Origin of the sequence: Mesorhizobium sp. LMG 17147, assembly GCF_024297145.1 — a bacterium.
Lineage (GTDB): Bacteria > Pseudomonadota > Alphaproteobacteria > Rhizobiales > Rhizobiaceae > Mesorhizobium.
Window position 1 is genome coordinate 15,396 of record NZ_JANCTC010000004.1, and the last position, 13,656, is coordinate 29,051.

16 protein-coding genes are annotated in these 13,656 nt (G+C 61.4%); 9 read left to right on the forward strand and 7 right to left on the reverse strand.

The genetic code is table 11. The features are described from left to right. Positions 1-60 precede the first annotated feature (60 nt). Positions 61-2,748: an EAL domain-containing protein gene (locus tag NMG46_RS09525; protein WP_254817417.1), complete on the forward strand. Its 2,688-nt coding sequence runs from the start codon at positions 61-63 to the stop codon at positions 2,746-2,748. A 43-nt stretch (positions 2,749-2,791) separates the two neighbouring features. Here the strand turns inward: NMG46_RS09525 and NMG46_RS09530 are convergent, their stop codons facing one another. Both NMG46_RS09530 and NMG46_RS09535 read right to left on the reverse strand, forming a co-directional pair. Then, the gene (locus tag NMG46_RS09530; RefSeq protein WP_254817418.1) at positions 2,792-3,307 is read right to left on the reverse strand and encodes a CAP domain-containing protein; all 516 of its coding nucleotides are present in this window, start codon (positions 3,305-3,307) and stop codon (positions 2,792-2,794) included. A 129-nt stretch (positions 3,308-3,436) separates the two neighbouring features. Beyond that, positions 3,437-3,892 carry a MarR family winged helix-turn-helix transcriptional regulator gene (locus tag NMG46_RS09535; protein WP_254817419.1) on the reverse strand — a complete coding sequence of 152 codons (456 nt, stop codon included), beginning with the start codon at positions 3,890-3,892 and terminating at the stop codon, positions 3,437-3,439. A 62-nt stretch (positions 3,893-3,954) separates the two neighbouring features. Between NMG46_RS09535 and NMG46_RS09540 the strand changes: the two genes are divergently transcribed. Continuing rightward, the gene (locus tag NMG46_RS09540) at positions 3,955-4,404 is read left to right on the forward strand and encodes an SgcJ/EcaC family oxidoreductase (RefSeq protein ID WP_254817420.1); all 450 of its coding nucleotides are present in this window, start codon (positions 3,955-3,957) and stop codon (positions 4,402-4,404) included. A 266-nt stretch (positions 4,405-4,670) separates the two neighbouring features. Here the strand turns inward: NMG46_RS09540 and NMG46_RS09545 are convergent, their stop codons facing one another. Then, on the reverse strand, positions 4,671-5,036 hold the full coding sequence (locus tag NMG46_RS09545) for a helix-turn-helix domain-containing protein (RefSeq protein WP_254817421.1): 366 nt from the start codon (positions 5,034-5,036) through the stop codon (positions 4,671-4,673). Positions 5,037-5,184: 148 nt separating this feature from the next. Between NMG46_RS09545 and NMG46_RS29880 the strand changes: the two genes are divergently transcribed. The 3 genes from NMG46_RS29880 (at position 5,185) to NMG46_RS09555 (ending at position 6,811) form a co-directional block, all read left to right on the forward strand. After that, positions 5,185-5,493, forward strand: a complete 309-nt coding sequence (locus NMG46_RS29880) for a glutathione S-transferase N-terminal domain-containing protein (RefSeq protein ID WP_368389288.1) — start codon at positions 5,185-5,187, stop codon at positions 5,491-5,493. Beyond that, the gene (locus tag NMG46_RS29885) at positions 5,435-5,845 is read left to right on the forward strand and encodes a glutathione binding-like protein (protein WP_368389289.1); all 411 of its coding nucleotides are present in this window, start codon (positions 5,435-5,437) and stop codon (positions 5,843-5,845) included. Before NMG46_RS29880 ends, NMG46_RS29885 begins: the two co-directional genes overlap by 59 nt. 141 nt (positions 5,846-5,986) lie before the next feature. Then, the gene (locus NMG46_RS09555) at positions 5,987-6,811 is read left to right on the forward strand and encodes a DUF2189 domain-containing protein (protein WP_254817422.1); all 825 of its coding nucleotides are present in this window, start codon (positions 5,987-5,989) and stop codon (positions 6,809-6,811) included. A 6-nt stretch (positions 6,812-6,817) separates the two neighbouring features. On the opposite strand, the gene NMG46_RS09560 is transcribed toward NMG46_RS09555, so the two are convergent. After that, positions 6,818-7,450: a LysE family translocator gene (locus NMG46_RS09560; protein WP_254817423.1), complete on the reverse strand. Its 633-nt coding sequence runs from the start codon at positions 7,448-7,450 to the stop codon at positions 6,818-6,820. Positions 7,451-7,676: 226 nt separating this feature from the next. Between NMG46_RS09560 and NMG46_RS09565 the strand changes: the two genes are divergently transcribed. Both NMG46_RS09565 and NMG46_RS09570 read left to right on the forward strand, forming a co-directional pair. Continuing rightward, entirely contained in the window at positions 7,677-8,537 is an 861-nt protein-coding gene (locus NMG46_RS09565; protein ID WP_254817424.1) for a TIGR01459 family HAD-type hydrolase, read from the forward strand. A gap of 9 nt (positions 8,538-8,546) precedes the next feature. Further along, positions 8,547-9,530 (forward strand): bifunctional riboflavin kinase/FAD synthetase, encoded by a 984-nt coding sequence (locus NMG46_RS09570; protein WP_254817425.1) that lies wholly within the window; start codon positions 8,547-8,549, stop codon positions 9,528-9,530. A 154-nt stretch (positions 9,531-9,684) separates the two neighbouring features. On the opposite strand, the gene NMG46_RS09575 is transcribed toward NMG46_RS09570, so the two are convergent. Next, complete coding sequence (locus tag NMG46_RS09575) at positions 9,685-10,239, reverse strand: HdeD family acid-resistance protein (protein WP_254817426.1); 555 nt, start codon at positions 10,237-10,239, stop codon at positions 9,685-9,687. A gap of 348 nt (positions 10,240-10,587) precedes the next feature. Here NMG46_RS09575 and NMG46_RS09580 point away from each other — a divergent pair, with 348 nt between their 5' ends. Continuing rightward, complete coding sequence (locus NMG46_RS09580) at positions 10,588-11,493, forward strand: alpha/beta hydrolase (protein WP_254817427.1); 906 nt, start codon at positions 10,588-10,590, stop codon at positions 11,491-11,493. A 202-nt stretch (positions 11,494-11,695) separates the two neighbouring features. Next, positions 11,696-12,499, forward strand: a complete 804-nt coding sequence (locus NMG46_RS09585; RefSeq protein ID WP_254817428.1) for a MipA/OmpV family protein — start codon at positions 11,696-11,698, stop codon at positions 12,497-12,499. Between the two features lie 16 nt (positions 12,500-12,515). Here NMG46_RS09585 and NMG46_RS09590 read toward each other — a convergent pair whose 3' ends face one another. Beyond that, a complete protein-coding gene (locus NMG46_RS09590) occupies positions 12,516-12,950 on the reverse strand; it encodes an RES family NAD+ phosphorylase (RefSeq protein WP_254817429.1) in 435 nt (144 codons plus the stop codon). A 2-nt stretch (positions 12,951-12,952) separates the two neighbouring features. Beyond that, complete coding sequence (locus NMG46_RS09595; RefSeq protein WP_254817430.1) at positions 12,953-13,327, reverse strand: antitoxin Xre/MbcA/ParS toxin-binding domain-containing protein; 375 nt, start codon at positions 13,325-13,327, stop codon at positions 12,953-12,955. Positions 13,328-13,656 lie beyond the last annotated feature (329 nt).

Sequence of the window (13,656 nt, forward strand, 5' to 3'; positions counted from 1 at the left end):
CTTTTGGGTTGAAGGCGAGCCTCCACTGCTTGCCTCAAGCATCAGCGGGAGGAATTGTGTTTGGCCACGAAATCATCCAGGCAAATCGCCGCAGCGCCCGAGTCCGCCGATCTGACGACGCTGGCAAAACTGGCGACTACCTCGTACGAAGTCCTCGAGCGCGAACTTCGTGCCACGATTGCGGCACTTCAGGACCAGGCACTGCGGTTCCAGACCGCGATAGAGAACATCTCGCAAGGTATCTGTTTCTTTGACGCCGATGAACGGCTGATCCTGTGCAACCGACGCTACGCGGAAATCTATCGCCTTGCACCGGAGCAATTGCAGCCGGGTGTGGCGCTGCGCGAAATCGTCGAGCGGCGCGTCGCTGTCGGGACCTCGGCAATGAATGCGGACGCCTATCTGGGGTTGGCCCGGGCAGTCAATTCGGGCACGGCTTCGGGGAACTGGACAGCCGAGCTCGCCGATGGCCGGACAATTCAGGTCTGCCATCAACCGATGCCTGACGGCGGCTGGGTGGCCACGCACGAGGACATCAGCGAGCTCAGCGCCAATCGCTTGGTCGTTGACGAGCGTATCTCCTTGCAGACGCTGATCGACCTGGTGCCTGACTACATGTGGGTGAAGGACACCGAGAGCCGCTTCGTCGTCGCGAACCGAGCCATTGCGTCCGATAGCGGTCGGGACAGTACGAGCGACATGATCGGTCTGAGCGACTTCGACCTTCATGCGCCGGAACTTGCGCAGAAGTTTCGCCATATCGAGCAGCAACTGATGCGCGACGGACAACCGATGATCGACGAGGAAGAGTTCGTCATCGATGCGTCAGGCACCGGAAAATGGTTCCTGTCGACGAAACTGCCGTTGCGCAACGTTCAAAACAACATTTTCGGCCTCGTCGGCATTGCCCGCGACATCACTGCGCGCAAGCAGGCCGAAATCCTGCGCGACGGGCAGGCGCATATCCTCGAGATGATCGCAAAGAGCGCTCCCCTCGAAGATGTGCTCGAGCGGCTCATGCGTCTGGTCGAATCCCAACTGGCGGGGATATTCGGTTCGGTCTTGCTGCTCGACAAGGATGGCAGCCACTTGCGTCACGCCGCCGCGCCCAGCCTGGCGAGAGACTACACCGACGCCGTCGACGGCGCCGCGGTCGGCCCCGGAGCAGGGTCTTGCGGAACCGCAGTCTATCGGCGCGAGCCGGTGATCGTCGCTGACATCATGCACGATCCGCTTTGGCAGGATTATCGCGAACTCGCGCGGCCGCACGGTTTGCGTTCATGCTGGTCGACCCCGATCCTGTCGCATCAGGGCGCCGTGCTTGGCGTCTTTGCGATGTATTCGATGACGGTGCGCGAACCGACCGAGGCCGAGACTCGCCTCATCGATTTCACCACGCGCATCGCCGGGATCGCCATCGAACGCAAACAGGCGGAAGACCGGATCCACTTCATGGCCAACCATGACGTGCTGACCGGGCTTCCCAATCGCGCCTTGTTGGAGGATCGGCTTTCACAGGCGGTCTTGTACGCCCAGCGATACGATCGCTGGGTGACGGTGGTGTTCATCGATCTGGACAATTTCAAATTCATCAACGACACGCTCGGCCACAATGCCGGCGACGAGCTTCTGAAGACCGTCGCTAGCCGCATGGTCGACTGCGTAAGGGCGACCGATACCGTCGTGCGGCTTGGCGGTGACGAATTCGTCATCGTGCTGTTCGACCAGCCGGCGAACGTCGATCTCGTTTCCGAGACGTTGCAAAAGCTCAGGGCTGCACTCGCCGAGCCGGTTCGGCTCGGAGCACATCTGGTGCGGGCGACGGCCAGCATCGGCATTGCCAACTATCCCAAGGATGGAACGGATCCCGATACGCTGCTGGCAAATGCCGATGCGGCCATGTATCGCGCCAAGGAGTTCGGCCGCGACAATTTCCAGTTTTACGCTCCGGAGTTCAACACCAGGGCGCATGAAAAATTCGTGCTTCAGGAAGAGTTGCGAAACGCCTTGGCGCGTTCGGAATTCACGCTGCTCTACCAGCCGCAAGTGGACCTTCGGTCAGGTCGGGTTTTTGCGGTCGAGGCGCTGATACGCTGGAACCATCCAACGCTTGGCACGGTAATGCCGACGATGTTCATCCCGACCGCCGAGGAGACAGGTCTGATCGTACCGATCGGCGACTGGGTTCTGCATGAGGCGTGCCGGCAGAACAAAGCCTGGCAAGACGCGGGACTGCCGCCCTTGACCGTTTGCGTGAATGTGTCGGCGCGGCAATTCAGGGAGCGCAACCTGATCGATCGCATCGTCAGCGCGCTGAAGGACAGCGGCCTGGAGCCCAGGTATCTCGAGCTGGAGGTGACCGAGAGCCTGATCATGCAGGATATCGAGCTGGCGGTCGCCACCATGAACGCTCTGCAAAGCCTGGGTGTCCAGATCTCGATCGATGATTTCGGCACCGGCTATTCCAGCCTCAGCGCACTGAAGACCTTTCCCGTGGCGCGGCTGAAGATCGACAAGTCCTTCATCAAGGATCTCGCCGCCGACGAGAACGATCAGGCCGTGGCCAGCGCGGTGATTTCATTGGGGCAAAATCTCAACCTGAGGGTCATCGCCGAGGGCGTTGAGACAGATGATCAGGTTGCTTTCCTGCGCAGGAACAATTGCGACGAAATGCAGGGCTATCATTTCAGCAGGCCGGTTTGCGCGCAGGACATCGAGGAATTGCTCGGCGGCGGCCGCAAAGACTGACGGATCGGTCGCCAGCAGGCTTCCGCCGACCAAATGGCGGATGTTATCTGCCGAGCACAAGGCACCAGTAGCGAAGCGTGCTGTCGCGGCCGTCGCGCACGTAAGCGAGACCGAAGCGGGTGAAGCGCGGGTCGAGCATGTTGCGGCGGTGGCCTGGCGAATGCACCCAGATATCAAACAGCTTCTGTTGGTCGAAGCGGCCTTCGGCGATGTTTTCGGCGGCAGCGCCGGCAATGCCATTGTCTTTGACGCGCGAGGCAAAGTCCTTGCCCCAGCCGGTGGTGTGGTTCATTCGGCGGCCGCGCGCCATATAGCCGGCCTGCTGCAGCGCTGCCTGCTCGAGCTGCGCATCGGGGACAAGCGGCCCGAGACCCGCCGAAGCGCGGATGCCGGCCAGCGTGCCAGCGGCGGAGGCAGAGACACCGGCGGCTTCGCCAGTGGGCAGCACGGTGGCGCAGGCGACGAGCCCGGCAAGAGCGCCAAGGCCGGCAGCTCTGAGCAGCACGCGCCTGCTTAGGCTTGGTTGGGCCCCATAATTTTCGATTTTCATAACGGTCATGCCCGCCTGACATAAGCGCGATCATGGCTTTTGCCGGGCAGGGCGGTGAAAATGCGTGATGATGGTTTCCGGCTCGATACCAGTCGGGCATTCACGGACAGACAGTTTCTTTGCCCAATCTCTGCGGCTTCACGAGCGCTGGCGAGGTATCCTCGGTTGCAAATTTTCTCTGGGGGATATCGCTTGCAGTGACGACCGGAGCGATTCGTACGCCTGAGCACCAAGCAGCCTCCGGTATTGGTCTTCGAGACGCTGATTGAAATCGTGGACGATCCGGATAACCGCAAGCGCCGCGTCAGTTGCAACGATTAATTTGGCCCGTCGGTCGTTCGGATCATGCGAGCGCCGAACATAACCGAGGCGCTCCAGTTCATCGATCAACTCACCCATCGATGCTTTGCCAATGCCCGCTCGCTCCGCGAGGATGCTGGGTCGGGTTCCTTCCGCGTCGATGTTGGCGAATACAGCGCCGTGTTTGGGCTTGATTGCCGAATGGCCGCTCTCCCGGAGAACCTGGACCAAAGCGCTCGCCGACGATTGATAAGCATAGAGAAGCAGAGACTGCGTGTATGGCTGATTATCCATCTTTCCAAACTTATATGGTACCCATATAGTATGGCAACCGAACCATATGACAGGAGGTCAGCATGGCTACCGGCAACGTCCGAACCGAAGGGGTGGAAAGTGTCGCGCACAGGCTGATCGAAGCTTGGAATCGTCACGATGCTCGCGCCTTTGCCGCCGTATTCGCGGCAGATGCCGAATTTACGAACGTCTTCGGTATGCAGGCGACTGGACGTGACAAGATCGAGCAGTTCCATGCCCCAATTTTTGAGAAAATGTTCAAGCACAGCCACCTATCCGCCGAAAGCGTGCGGAACAGGCTTGTTCGCCCTGATGTTGCCACGCTCGACCTGCGGTGGTCCATGACTGGCGCGCTCGATCCGATGGGAAACGAATGGCCGCGTCGGCGCGGATTAATCAGCGTAGTGGCGACGCGGGATCATGATGAATGGTTGATTGCAACGATGCACAATATGGAACTTGGGGACGATCAAATGGCAAAGTCTCAGGAGAAACTTCAAGAGGATAAGTAGCTTCTTCATTCACGTCAGAATCGAAAGCGACGGCCATCCAGCACGGTCAGCCGATCTAGATCGAACGGCGGGTCAGGTGAATCGGGATTGGCGAGCTATGCTACAGGAGTTGGTGCTGGATGGCCCGCGCCTTGCCCGGTTTGGCCGGCCACAATGGCGCGCCCCATAAGCTGGCCACTTGGTCTTGCGGGATCTAATGTATGAACGGCTTGGCGCGCGCTGGGCTCTCGCCGGCAGTTCTTTGCGATGCGGTGATCGCCGGTCGGCTATTCCGCCGCCACGAGTTTGGTTTCCGGGGTCGATGAAACCTGGCCGGCCCGATCGTCTTCGGTATGTTCCCACCAGTCGCCCAGGGCGTCGATAAGCGGCACAAGCTTGCGGCCGGGCTCCGTGAGGTCGTAATCCACGTGTAGCGGATAGCCGGCATGCGCCGTTCGCCGCACGATCCCGGCTTCCTCCAGCTTGCGCAGTTCCAGCGCCAGGATGCGGTGCGACACTGCCGGGTTGTCACGCCTCAAATCGCTGAAGCGCTTGGTACCATCCTTGAGATAATAGAGCAGCAAGGTGGGCCAACGACCGCTGAGCACACGCATGGTCTCCTCGATCGGGCAGCGTGAGACGACATCTTTCATGGCGGGGACCTGGTTACAGAATAGTGCCTAATTTACATGGGGCGACCAGCGTTTAGGGTCAAGTTTCGCTGCGCAGCGTGACCCCTAACATGGAAGAGACAAAGAAATGGAACCTATTCTCCTTTACGGCTTCCCGCTGGGAAGTTCGATGGGGCTTGTCGCTGCTTTTGAACGCCTCGGACAACCCTATCGCCTGTGTCGTGTCGACATGCTCACTGAGATGAAGAACGACGCCTATGCCAGCATCAACGGCCGTCAGGAAACGCCGGTGTTGATCACGGAGGAGAGCAGGGTGCTTACCGAGACCATGGCGATTGCCGCCTGGCTCGAAGCCCGCGATACGCAACGCCGTATCAGCTTCGATCCTCGCTCGCCGGAGGCCGAGGATGCACCAGCTGGTGGCTTTCATAAACACCGGCTTCACCGCCGCCTTCACCCCGCTCTGGGCGGCATATGAAATGGAGTCGGCCGAACCGGTGCTGCTGGCGACCTTGCGTGATTTCGGCCGCAAGGTCGTTACCAACCGCCATAACCAGCTTGAGGCGATGATCCTCGACACGGATTTCCTGATCGGCGAGCGGCTGACGCTTGCCGACACCACGTTGATCGGCGTGGCGCGCTGGGCGGAGTTCCACCAGGCCGTCGACGGCGCCGCTTACCCAAAGCTGGCGGCGCTACGCCGCCGCATCGAAGCCGATCCGGCCGTGCAATACGCGCTCGCTGTCGAGGCTGGCGAACAGCCCGCCGGGTCAGGCGCTTGCTTTGGTCACTTGCCGCTGGGCGAGGTGATCGATCGCTTCGCGGCGTAACTGTTCGCTCAGCGCCCGGCGCCCCGGCGCCGGGCGCTGGCGACAAGCACGCCCAGATCGGCTATCATGTCACCGTTCTTGAAGTGGCAGCTGCGGGCGGCCATCCTGGCGGTGACCGCCCCGACACACGGGAGAAAGGTTATGGCCAGCTTTCATGTCATGGCTGATGCACGTGGAATGCATGTACAGCCCAAGGTGCGCCGCATCAGCACCGAGGATCTGATTGATGCGCTCCGTCTCGGCGTCGAGGATTTCTGGGCCAAGCCGTCGCATTATGTGTTCCTGTGCCTGATCTATCCGGTGGTCGGCCTGATCCTGACGCAGTGGACCTCGGGCTCGAACGCCATCCAGCTCATCTATCCGCTGATGTCCGGCTTCGCTTTGGTCGGTCCGTTCGCGGCTATCGGCCTTTACGAAATCAGCCGCCGGCGCGAGTTCGGCATGGACACATCCTGGTGGCATGCGCTCGACGTGCGCCATTCGCCGGCGCTCCCCGCGATTGCAGTCATCGGTATCATGCTGCTGGTACTGTTCCTGCTCTGGCTGTTCACCGCGCAGTCGATCTACACCAGCCTGTACGGCAATCAGCCTCCGGCGTCTATTGCCGGCTTTATTCGCGAGGTGCTGACGACCAGCAAGGGCTGGACGCTGATCCTGCTCGGCAACCTGGCCGGGTTCGTCTTCGCCGCGATCGTGCTGGCGACGACCGTCGTCGCCTTTCCGCTGCTGCTCGACCGCGATGTCGGCGCGGTCTCGGCAGTCGAGACGTCGGCGCGCGCCGTCCTGACAAACCCGCTGCAGATGGCGCTGTGGGGCCTGATGGTCGCCGTGCTCCTGGTCATCGGCTCGATCCCACTATTTGCCGGGCTTGCCGTCGTCATGCCCATCCTTGGCCACGCGACCTGGCATCTTTATCGCAGGGTGGTCGAACCGGAGCGGGCGGAGCAGGTGAGGCGGCCGATGTAGGACCGATCAGCGTTGCGCGTCGGTTGCCATCTTGACGGCCAGCGCGGTCAGCACCGTGCCCATCATCCAGCGCTGGATCACCATCCATAAGGGCCGCCCGGCGAGGAAAACCGCGATCGAGCCGGCCGTCACCGCGATGATGGCGTTGACGGTCAGGCTGATCGCGACCTGCGTCGCACCGAGCACCAGAAGCTGCGACAGCACGTGGCCCTTGCCGGGGCTGATGAATTGCGGCAGCAGCGACAGATAGAGCACTGCCACCTTCGGGTTGAGTAGGTTGGTCATCAGGCCCATGGCGAACAGCTTGCGCGGCCTGTCTTTCGGCAGTTCGCGGATCTGGAAGGGCGAGCGCCCGCCGGGCTTCACCGCTTGCCAGGCGAGCCAAAGCAAATAGAGCGCGCCGGCAAGGCGCAGCACGTCATAGGCAAAGGGCACGGCAAGCAGCAGCGCGGTGATGCCGAACGCCGCCGACAGCACATAGAACAAGAAACCGAGCGCCACGCCGCCCAGCGAGATCAGCCCGGCCTTCGGCCCCTGCGACAGCGAGCGCGAGATCAGATAGATCATGTTCGGGCCGGGCGTCAGCACCATGCCGAGGCAGACCAGCGCGAAGGCAAGGTGGTTGGCGGGTTCAGGCAAGAGCGCATCTCCGGATGGGGACACTCACCACATGCTTCCATCATCCGCAAGGGCATGAGGGCAGGAGCCTTTGCGCCAGTGCGCCGGGCCTCCTTAGTTCCCGGACGACAATCTTGCGGACACAATGAAAGCTGGTGACAGGGCGAAGCGCTTCGGTTAATCCGGGCCGGCCGCTACGGACCGTCGGTCGCGGCGCTTGCAAGCATCATGGTACAGGGACAACGGCATGGCGGATTCGCCCGACATCATCGGTTCGCTCGCAGACTTGTCGGGAGCCTATTCAGCCATACTGTGCGACGTCTGGGGCGTCGTGCATAATGGCGAATGGCATTTCCCGGCGGCGGCTGCCGCGCTGATCGCTGCTCGCGCGGCGAGAATACCTGTCGTCCTGATCACCAATTCGCCGCGCCGCAGCGCCGACGTGGTGGCGCAGATGAACGCCATCGGCGTTCCTCCCGCCGCCTACGACCGTGTCGTAACGTCCGGCGACGTTACCCGCGATCTGATCGCCGAAGGGCCGCGAAAGATCTTCCATATAGGCGCCGATCGGGATTTCACGCTCTATGAGGGCCTCGACGTCGAGCTCGTCGAGGAGTTCGAAGCATCCGGCGTGGTCTGCACGGGCCTGTTCGACGACGAGGTGGAGAAGCCGGAAGATTATGCCGATCTTCTGCGGCGGCTGCGTGCCAGGAACCTGCCCTTCATCTGCGCCAATCCCGACATCGTCGTCGAGCGCGGCGAACGCATGATCTGGTGCGCAGGCGCTTTGGCCCGCGAATACGCACAGCTTGGCGGACGCACGCTGATCGCCGGCAAGCCGTACGCGCCGGTCTATGACGTCGCCATGAAGGAGGTCGCCGTCATTCTCGGCCGCCCGGTCGAGCGTTCGCAAGTTCTGGCCATCGGCGACGGCATGATGACCGACATCAAGGGCGCGGCCGACAATGGCTTCGACGTGCTCTACGTATCGGGCGGCATCCATGCCCGCGATTACGGTGAGACGCTGCAGCCGGATCCGGCCAGGCTCGCGGCCTTTCTGGAAAAATACGGCTACAGGCCGGTCGCGGTGATTCCCAGACTGCAATAGGTTCAAGCCATGACGGCAATGTTCGAACGCATTTCCGCAACCGCACCGCTGCCGGCCCATCTGCGCGGCGGCGTGGTGGCTATCGGCAATTTCGACGGCGTCCACCGCGGCCACCAGGCGGTGCTCGAACGCGCGCGCGCCGAAGCGGAGCGTCGCGGCGTACCCGCCCTGGTGCTGACCTTCGTACCGCATCCGCGAAAGGTTTTCAGGCCGGACATGCCGTTGTTCGTGCTGACACCGCCGCCGATGAAGGCGCGGCTGTTGTCGCATCTGGGCTTTGCGGCGCTGGTCGAGCAGCCGTTCACACGCGAGTTCGCCTCCTTGTCGGCGGAGGCTTTCGTCACCGGCGTGCTCGAGCGCAACCTCGGCATAAGCCACGCCGTCACCGGCTTCGATTTCCATTTCGGCAAGGACCGCCAGGGCGGTCCGGCCTATCTGATGGCTGCCGGCGAGCGCCACGGCTTCGGCGTCACGCTGGTCGATGCGTTTCGCGACGAAAGCGCCGAGGTGGTGTCGTCGAGCCGCATACGCACGCTGCTGTGCGAGGGCAATGTGGCCGAGGCCGCCGGCTTGCTCGGCTACCGTTTCACCGTCGAGGCGGAGGTGATCGGCGGCCAGCAGCTCGGCCGGACACTCGGCTTTCCGACCGCAAACATGAGGCTTTCGCCGGAAGCCACCCTCAAGGAAGGGATTTATGCCGTCCGCTTCCGCCGCGCCGACGGTTCCCTTCATGATGGCGTCGCCAGCTTCGGCCGTCGGCCGACGGTCGACGACAATGGCGCGCCATTGCTGGAGACCTTCGTCTTCGACTTTTCCGGCGACCTCTATGGCGAGATTTGTGCCGTGTCCTTCTTCGGCTACCTGCGCTCGGAGGTGAAGTTCGACGGGCTTGACGCGCTGGTCGCCCAGATGAAGCGTGACGAGGCCGAGGCCAAGGCACTGCTCGCCGGCGTCAGGCCGCTTTCCGGGCTGGACCGCGCGATCGCGTTTTGACAACCCGCGCCGTCGTCGTCCGCGTCGCTTCGCTCCTGCTTCGCCCTGGGATGACGAAGCTGGAGATTTTTCAGCCAATCTCGAAGGTATGCGATAGAAATGAACGACGAGCATTACCTGTCGGCATCCTGCAATCCGCCAGGTCGATCACAATTTATCTCTTCAGCGCCAGGCCGACGGCAATGAAGGTCCAGCCTTGGAAAATCAGGTCGACGGCCAGGAACAGGCCGAGCACCCACACGCTGTTGAACGGCCAGCCCATGGCGATGACCAGTCCCGCCAGCGCGCTGATGACGCCGGCCGTGACCACCCAGCCCCAGCCCGGCTGCGGCCGGTGGCTGTAGCCGACCCAGGCCCTGAGCACGCCTGAGGCAAGCAGCGCGACCGCCAGGAGGAATGTCAGCACCGCCGAGGCCAGCAGCGGATTGTAGAAGGCGAAGAACCCGGCGACGGCGTAGAGAAGGCCGCTGAGCAGCCAATAGAAGAAGCGTCCCCATGTCTTCACGCCGAAGGCATGGATGATCTCGACAATGCCGGCCATCAGCATTAGCCAGCCGACGACATAAACCGAGGCGACGGTTGCGATGAACAGATTGCCGAAAGCAATGCCGCCGAAGATGAGCAGCAGCACCCCGAGCGCGACGAACCATCCCCACTTCGCCCGCGTCTGGCCAATGGCGTCTTTCATGGCATCGCTGTGCACGGTCATTGCCCTTCTCCGTCAAGGTTGCCTAGCTTCTTTGTTCCGAAAGGTAGCGCCGATCGCCTTGCCCGTCCAGCGAGCAGGGTGTGAGCGCCACACTCCCGAGCGATCCGCTTGCCAGACTTTCGCTTTTTATCCGAAGCGGCCAAATACCAGATGGAATATTCGATCGTGTGCAGGGGTGGGCCAGCGCTAAAAGATGACAAGCGGGTTTACGGGCGACCCGTCGTCCCGTGTATTCGCCATGGCGCAAGTGTAACGAAAAATTCCCAGCGCTGGCGTTGGCCCTTTATCGATGACGTGCGGCTGCTGCTGTATACCGTGTTCTACGCTCGATGAGGCTGGGGAAGCAAAATGAGCGATATGGACGAACACCGCGATCTGCTGGAGATCAATGCCATCCGCAGGCTGTTGACGTCAAAACCACGAACGGTCCGCTGGGACGAACGCCGGGCACGGCTCGACGAAGTCGGTTCGGTCTGGCCGGTCGCGGAGGACATCCGATGCGAGCATGTGGTTTTCGATGGCCTCGAGGGAGAGTGGTCCCTGGCGCCTGGCAGTAACAGGGATAAGATTCTGCTCTTTTTCCACGGTGGCGGCTACTGCTCCGGCTCTCTTAAAAGTCATCGTCGAATGGTGACCGAGGCAGGTCGGGCAATGGGAATGCGCACCCTCGCGATCGCCTATCGACGCGCGCCGGAACATCCTTTCCCTGCGCAACATGAAGACGCACTCACCGCATGGCGCTTTCTGAGGCGGCAAGGCATTGCGCCGGATCGCACCGTGGTTGGGGGAGACAGTGCGGGCGGCAACCTCACCCTGTGCCTGGTCAGTATATTGCGCACGGCAGGCGAGCGGTTGCCGCGATGTCTTTGGCTGTGTTCGCCCTGGACGGACCTTTCGATGTCCGGCGCGACACTATCAACCAAGGACGCAATCGACCCTATCATCCACCGGGCGTATTTGGGGGAACTGGCAACCGCCTATGTTCCCAATGGCGTTGGTCGGCGCGATCCGCTGATCTCGCCTTTGTTCGCCGATCTGAGCGGATTTCCCCCAATGCTTATACAAGTCGGTTCGGCCGAGACGCTGTTGTCGGACGCAACTCGGCTCGCGGAAGCCGCTGGCGCGGCTGACGTCAAAGTACGTCTCGAAATTTGGCCGCATATGATTCACGCTTGGCCGGTTTGGAATGCGGGGCTGGGTGCCGGTCGGCGCGCTCTTCACAGCGCGGGGATGTTTGCCCGCGAATATTTATAACCCCTGCCGAAGCAGCTGCTGGCGCATTCCAAACATCTTGATCTGGAATCTTGGTGCGCCAGTACAATTCGCTGCAATGCGGAAAACAGCCCGGCCAACGCTGCCAAGGTTACGGACATTAAGTCAAATTTTACCGAACTGGCGCCATGGCTTGGATGAAGGCTGATAGTGTTCGTCAACGCGTTCGACGTATGGAGTAATGATGCGGTCTGTCCCGACGGTCTTGGCCGCATTCATGCTCGGCACCTGCGGCGTTGCCAAGGCAGGCGAGGGCACCTTCGGCTGGATGTCCGGAGACTGGTACCTGACGGTCGGCGCCACCGGCATGGTTGCCCCGAATTTCGAAGGCGGCAAAAAGTACCTGCTCAGCGCCTCGCCGATCATCTCGCTCGGCAAGGCTGGTCCCGCAGCGCGCTTCACCTCGCGCAACGACAATATCTCGTTGGCATTGATCGACGATGGCGGCGTCCGCGCCGGCCTGACAGGCAAGTTCCTGTTTTCCCGCGACGGTGGTGATGCCGACGAGTTGAAGGGCCTCGACCCGGTGCGCTGGGGCGGCGAGGCCGGCGGCTTCTTCGAATTCTATCCTTTGGATTGGCTGCGTGCCCGCGCCGAATTGCGGCATGGCATTCGCGCCCATAACGGCTTTGTCGCCGACATCGCCGCCGACGCCTTTTACGATGTGACGCCCGATGTCAGGATTTCGGGCGGGCCGCGCGTTTCATTCGCCTCATCGGACTATTTCGACGCCTATTACGGCGTTGATGCCGAGGAGTCCCTGGCCTCGGGGCTCAGCGAATATCATCCCGGTGGCGGGGTGAAGTCGGCGGGCCTGGGCGGCGGGGTGACCTGGAAGGTGACCGAGCCGATGACGGCCAGTCTGTTCGGCGAATATTCCCGCCTAATGGGCCCGGCCGGCGATTCCAGCCTGGTCAAGGAGCGCGGCGATCGCAACCAGTTCACGATCGGCGTGTCGACGACCTACCGCTTCGATTTCTCGATGTGAGCGGGCGGGCGTCGGCTCATTTGATCAAACGGCTGTCGAACGGATAATGGTATAGGCCCGCAATCGTAATGCGTGACGCATCGTCATGGGTCGGGTTGAGCAGATAGTTGTTTGCCTTACGCATTATGATCGAAGGGATTTTCATGAGCGCGTAACGATTGGCCGAGAGAAAGTCCGTGCCCTGTCGCCGTGTCGATTCCATGTCCTTGTCCCAGCCGTCATGGATAACCGGTTCGGTCATTTCTATTCCGTCCGGAACGTCGATTTCGATAAGCTGGTAGGTTTCCGGAACGGTTTCGCGCGTCGCATGCACCAGTATCTCCAGCAGTGCCGTCGAAGGGTGGTCGGTGCAATAGACGATGGGCATCCCGCGCCTGTTCCATCTTCCATCAACGAGCGTTCCGCCACGACCCGAGAGATCCGCGAAATTGGAGATGCGCCAGATGCGCATCGTCAGGCAAGCATGCCAAAGTCGATACGGATAAGCTCTTCGGAAACGACGTGGGCGCCGGTCTCTGTCTCAAGGAGATCGATCGGCCTTGCACCATCCAATGCTATGATCTCGCTTCTCAGCCAACGCTGGGCTTTCTCATGGCTACCGAATACCCGATCCGCCTGCTCGGCGATGCGTTCAAGGCGCAGGGCGCGGTCGGATTCAGCTGGCGAAAGCGGCTCGGCATGTTCCTTGCGACGCGCCAGCGTGCGGCGGGGGGCAACGATACGATAGAGTTCTTCGCTACTGAAACCCAGACTGCGCAGATGATCGATCTTGTCGGTAGGGACGGAAAAGTCGTGTGTTGCGCGAATTGCCCTTGCTGCGACCGACATGAATTGTTCCTTGGTACTGCAGGCCATTTGCCTACAAATGTATGCGCAATTGGCACCTAACGCAAGGAAGCATCAGAGTTCGGGCTTTTCAATATCGCCTGTCTCGGTTAAAAGCCCAGCCATGACGAGCTTTTCGCGCCTTCTCGCGACTGCGATACGAATTACAGGCCCGGTGTTCCGGGCGGCTTGACCGCTGCCGGAGCCGCCGGGAATCTTGCGCGCGGCCTCTCGCGCTTTTTCCAGATCATCAACGCATATCGCCCAAAAGTGGGTCCGGTGTTGGAAAGACGATATGTGTCAAAGCGAAGAACTTCAACGCCCGGGCTCTT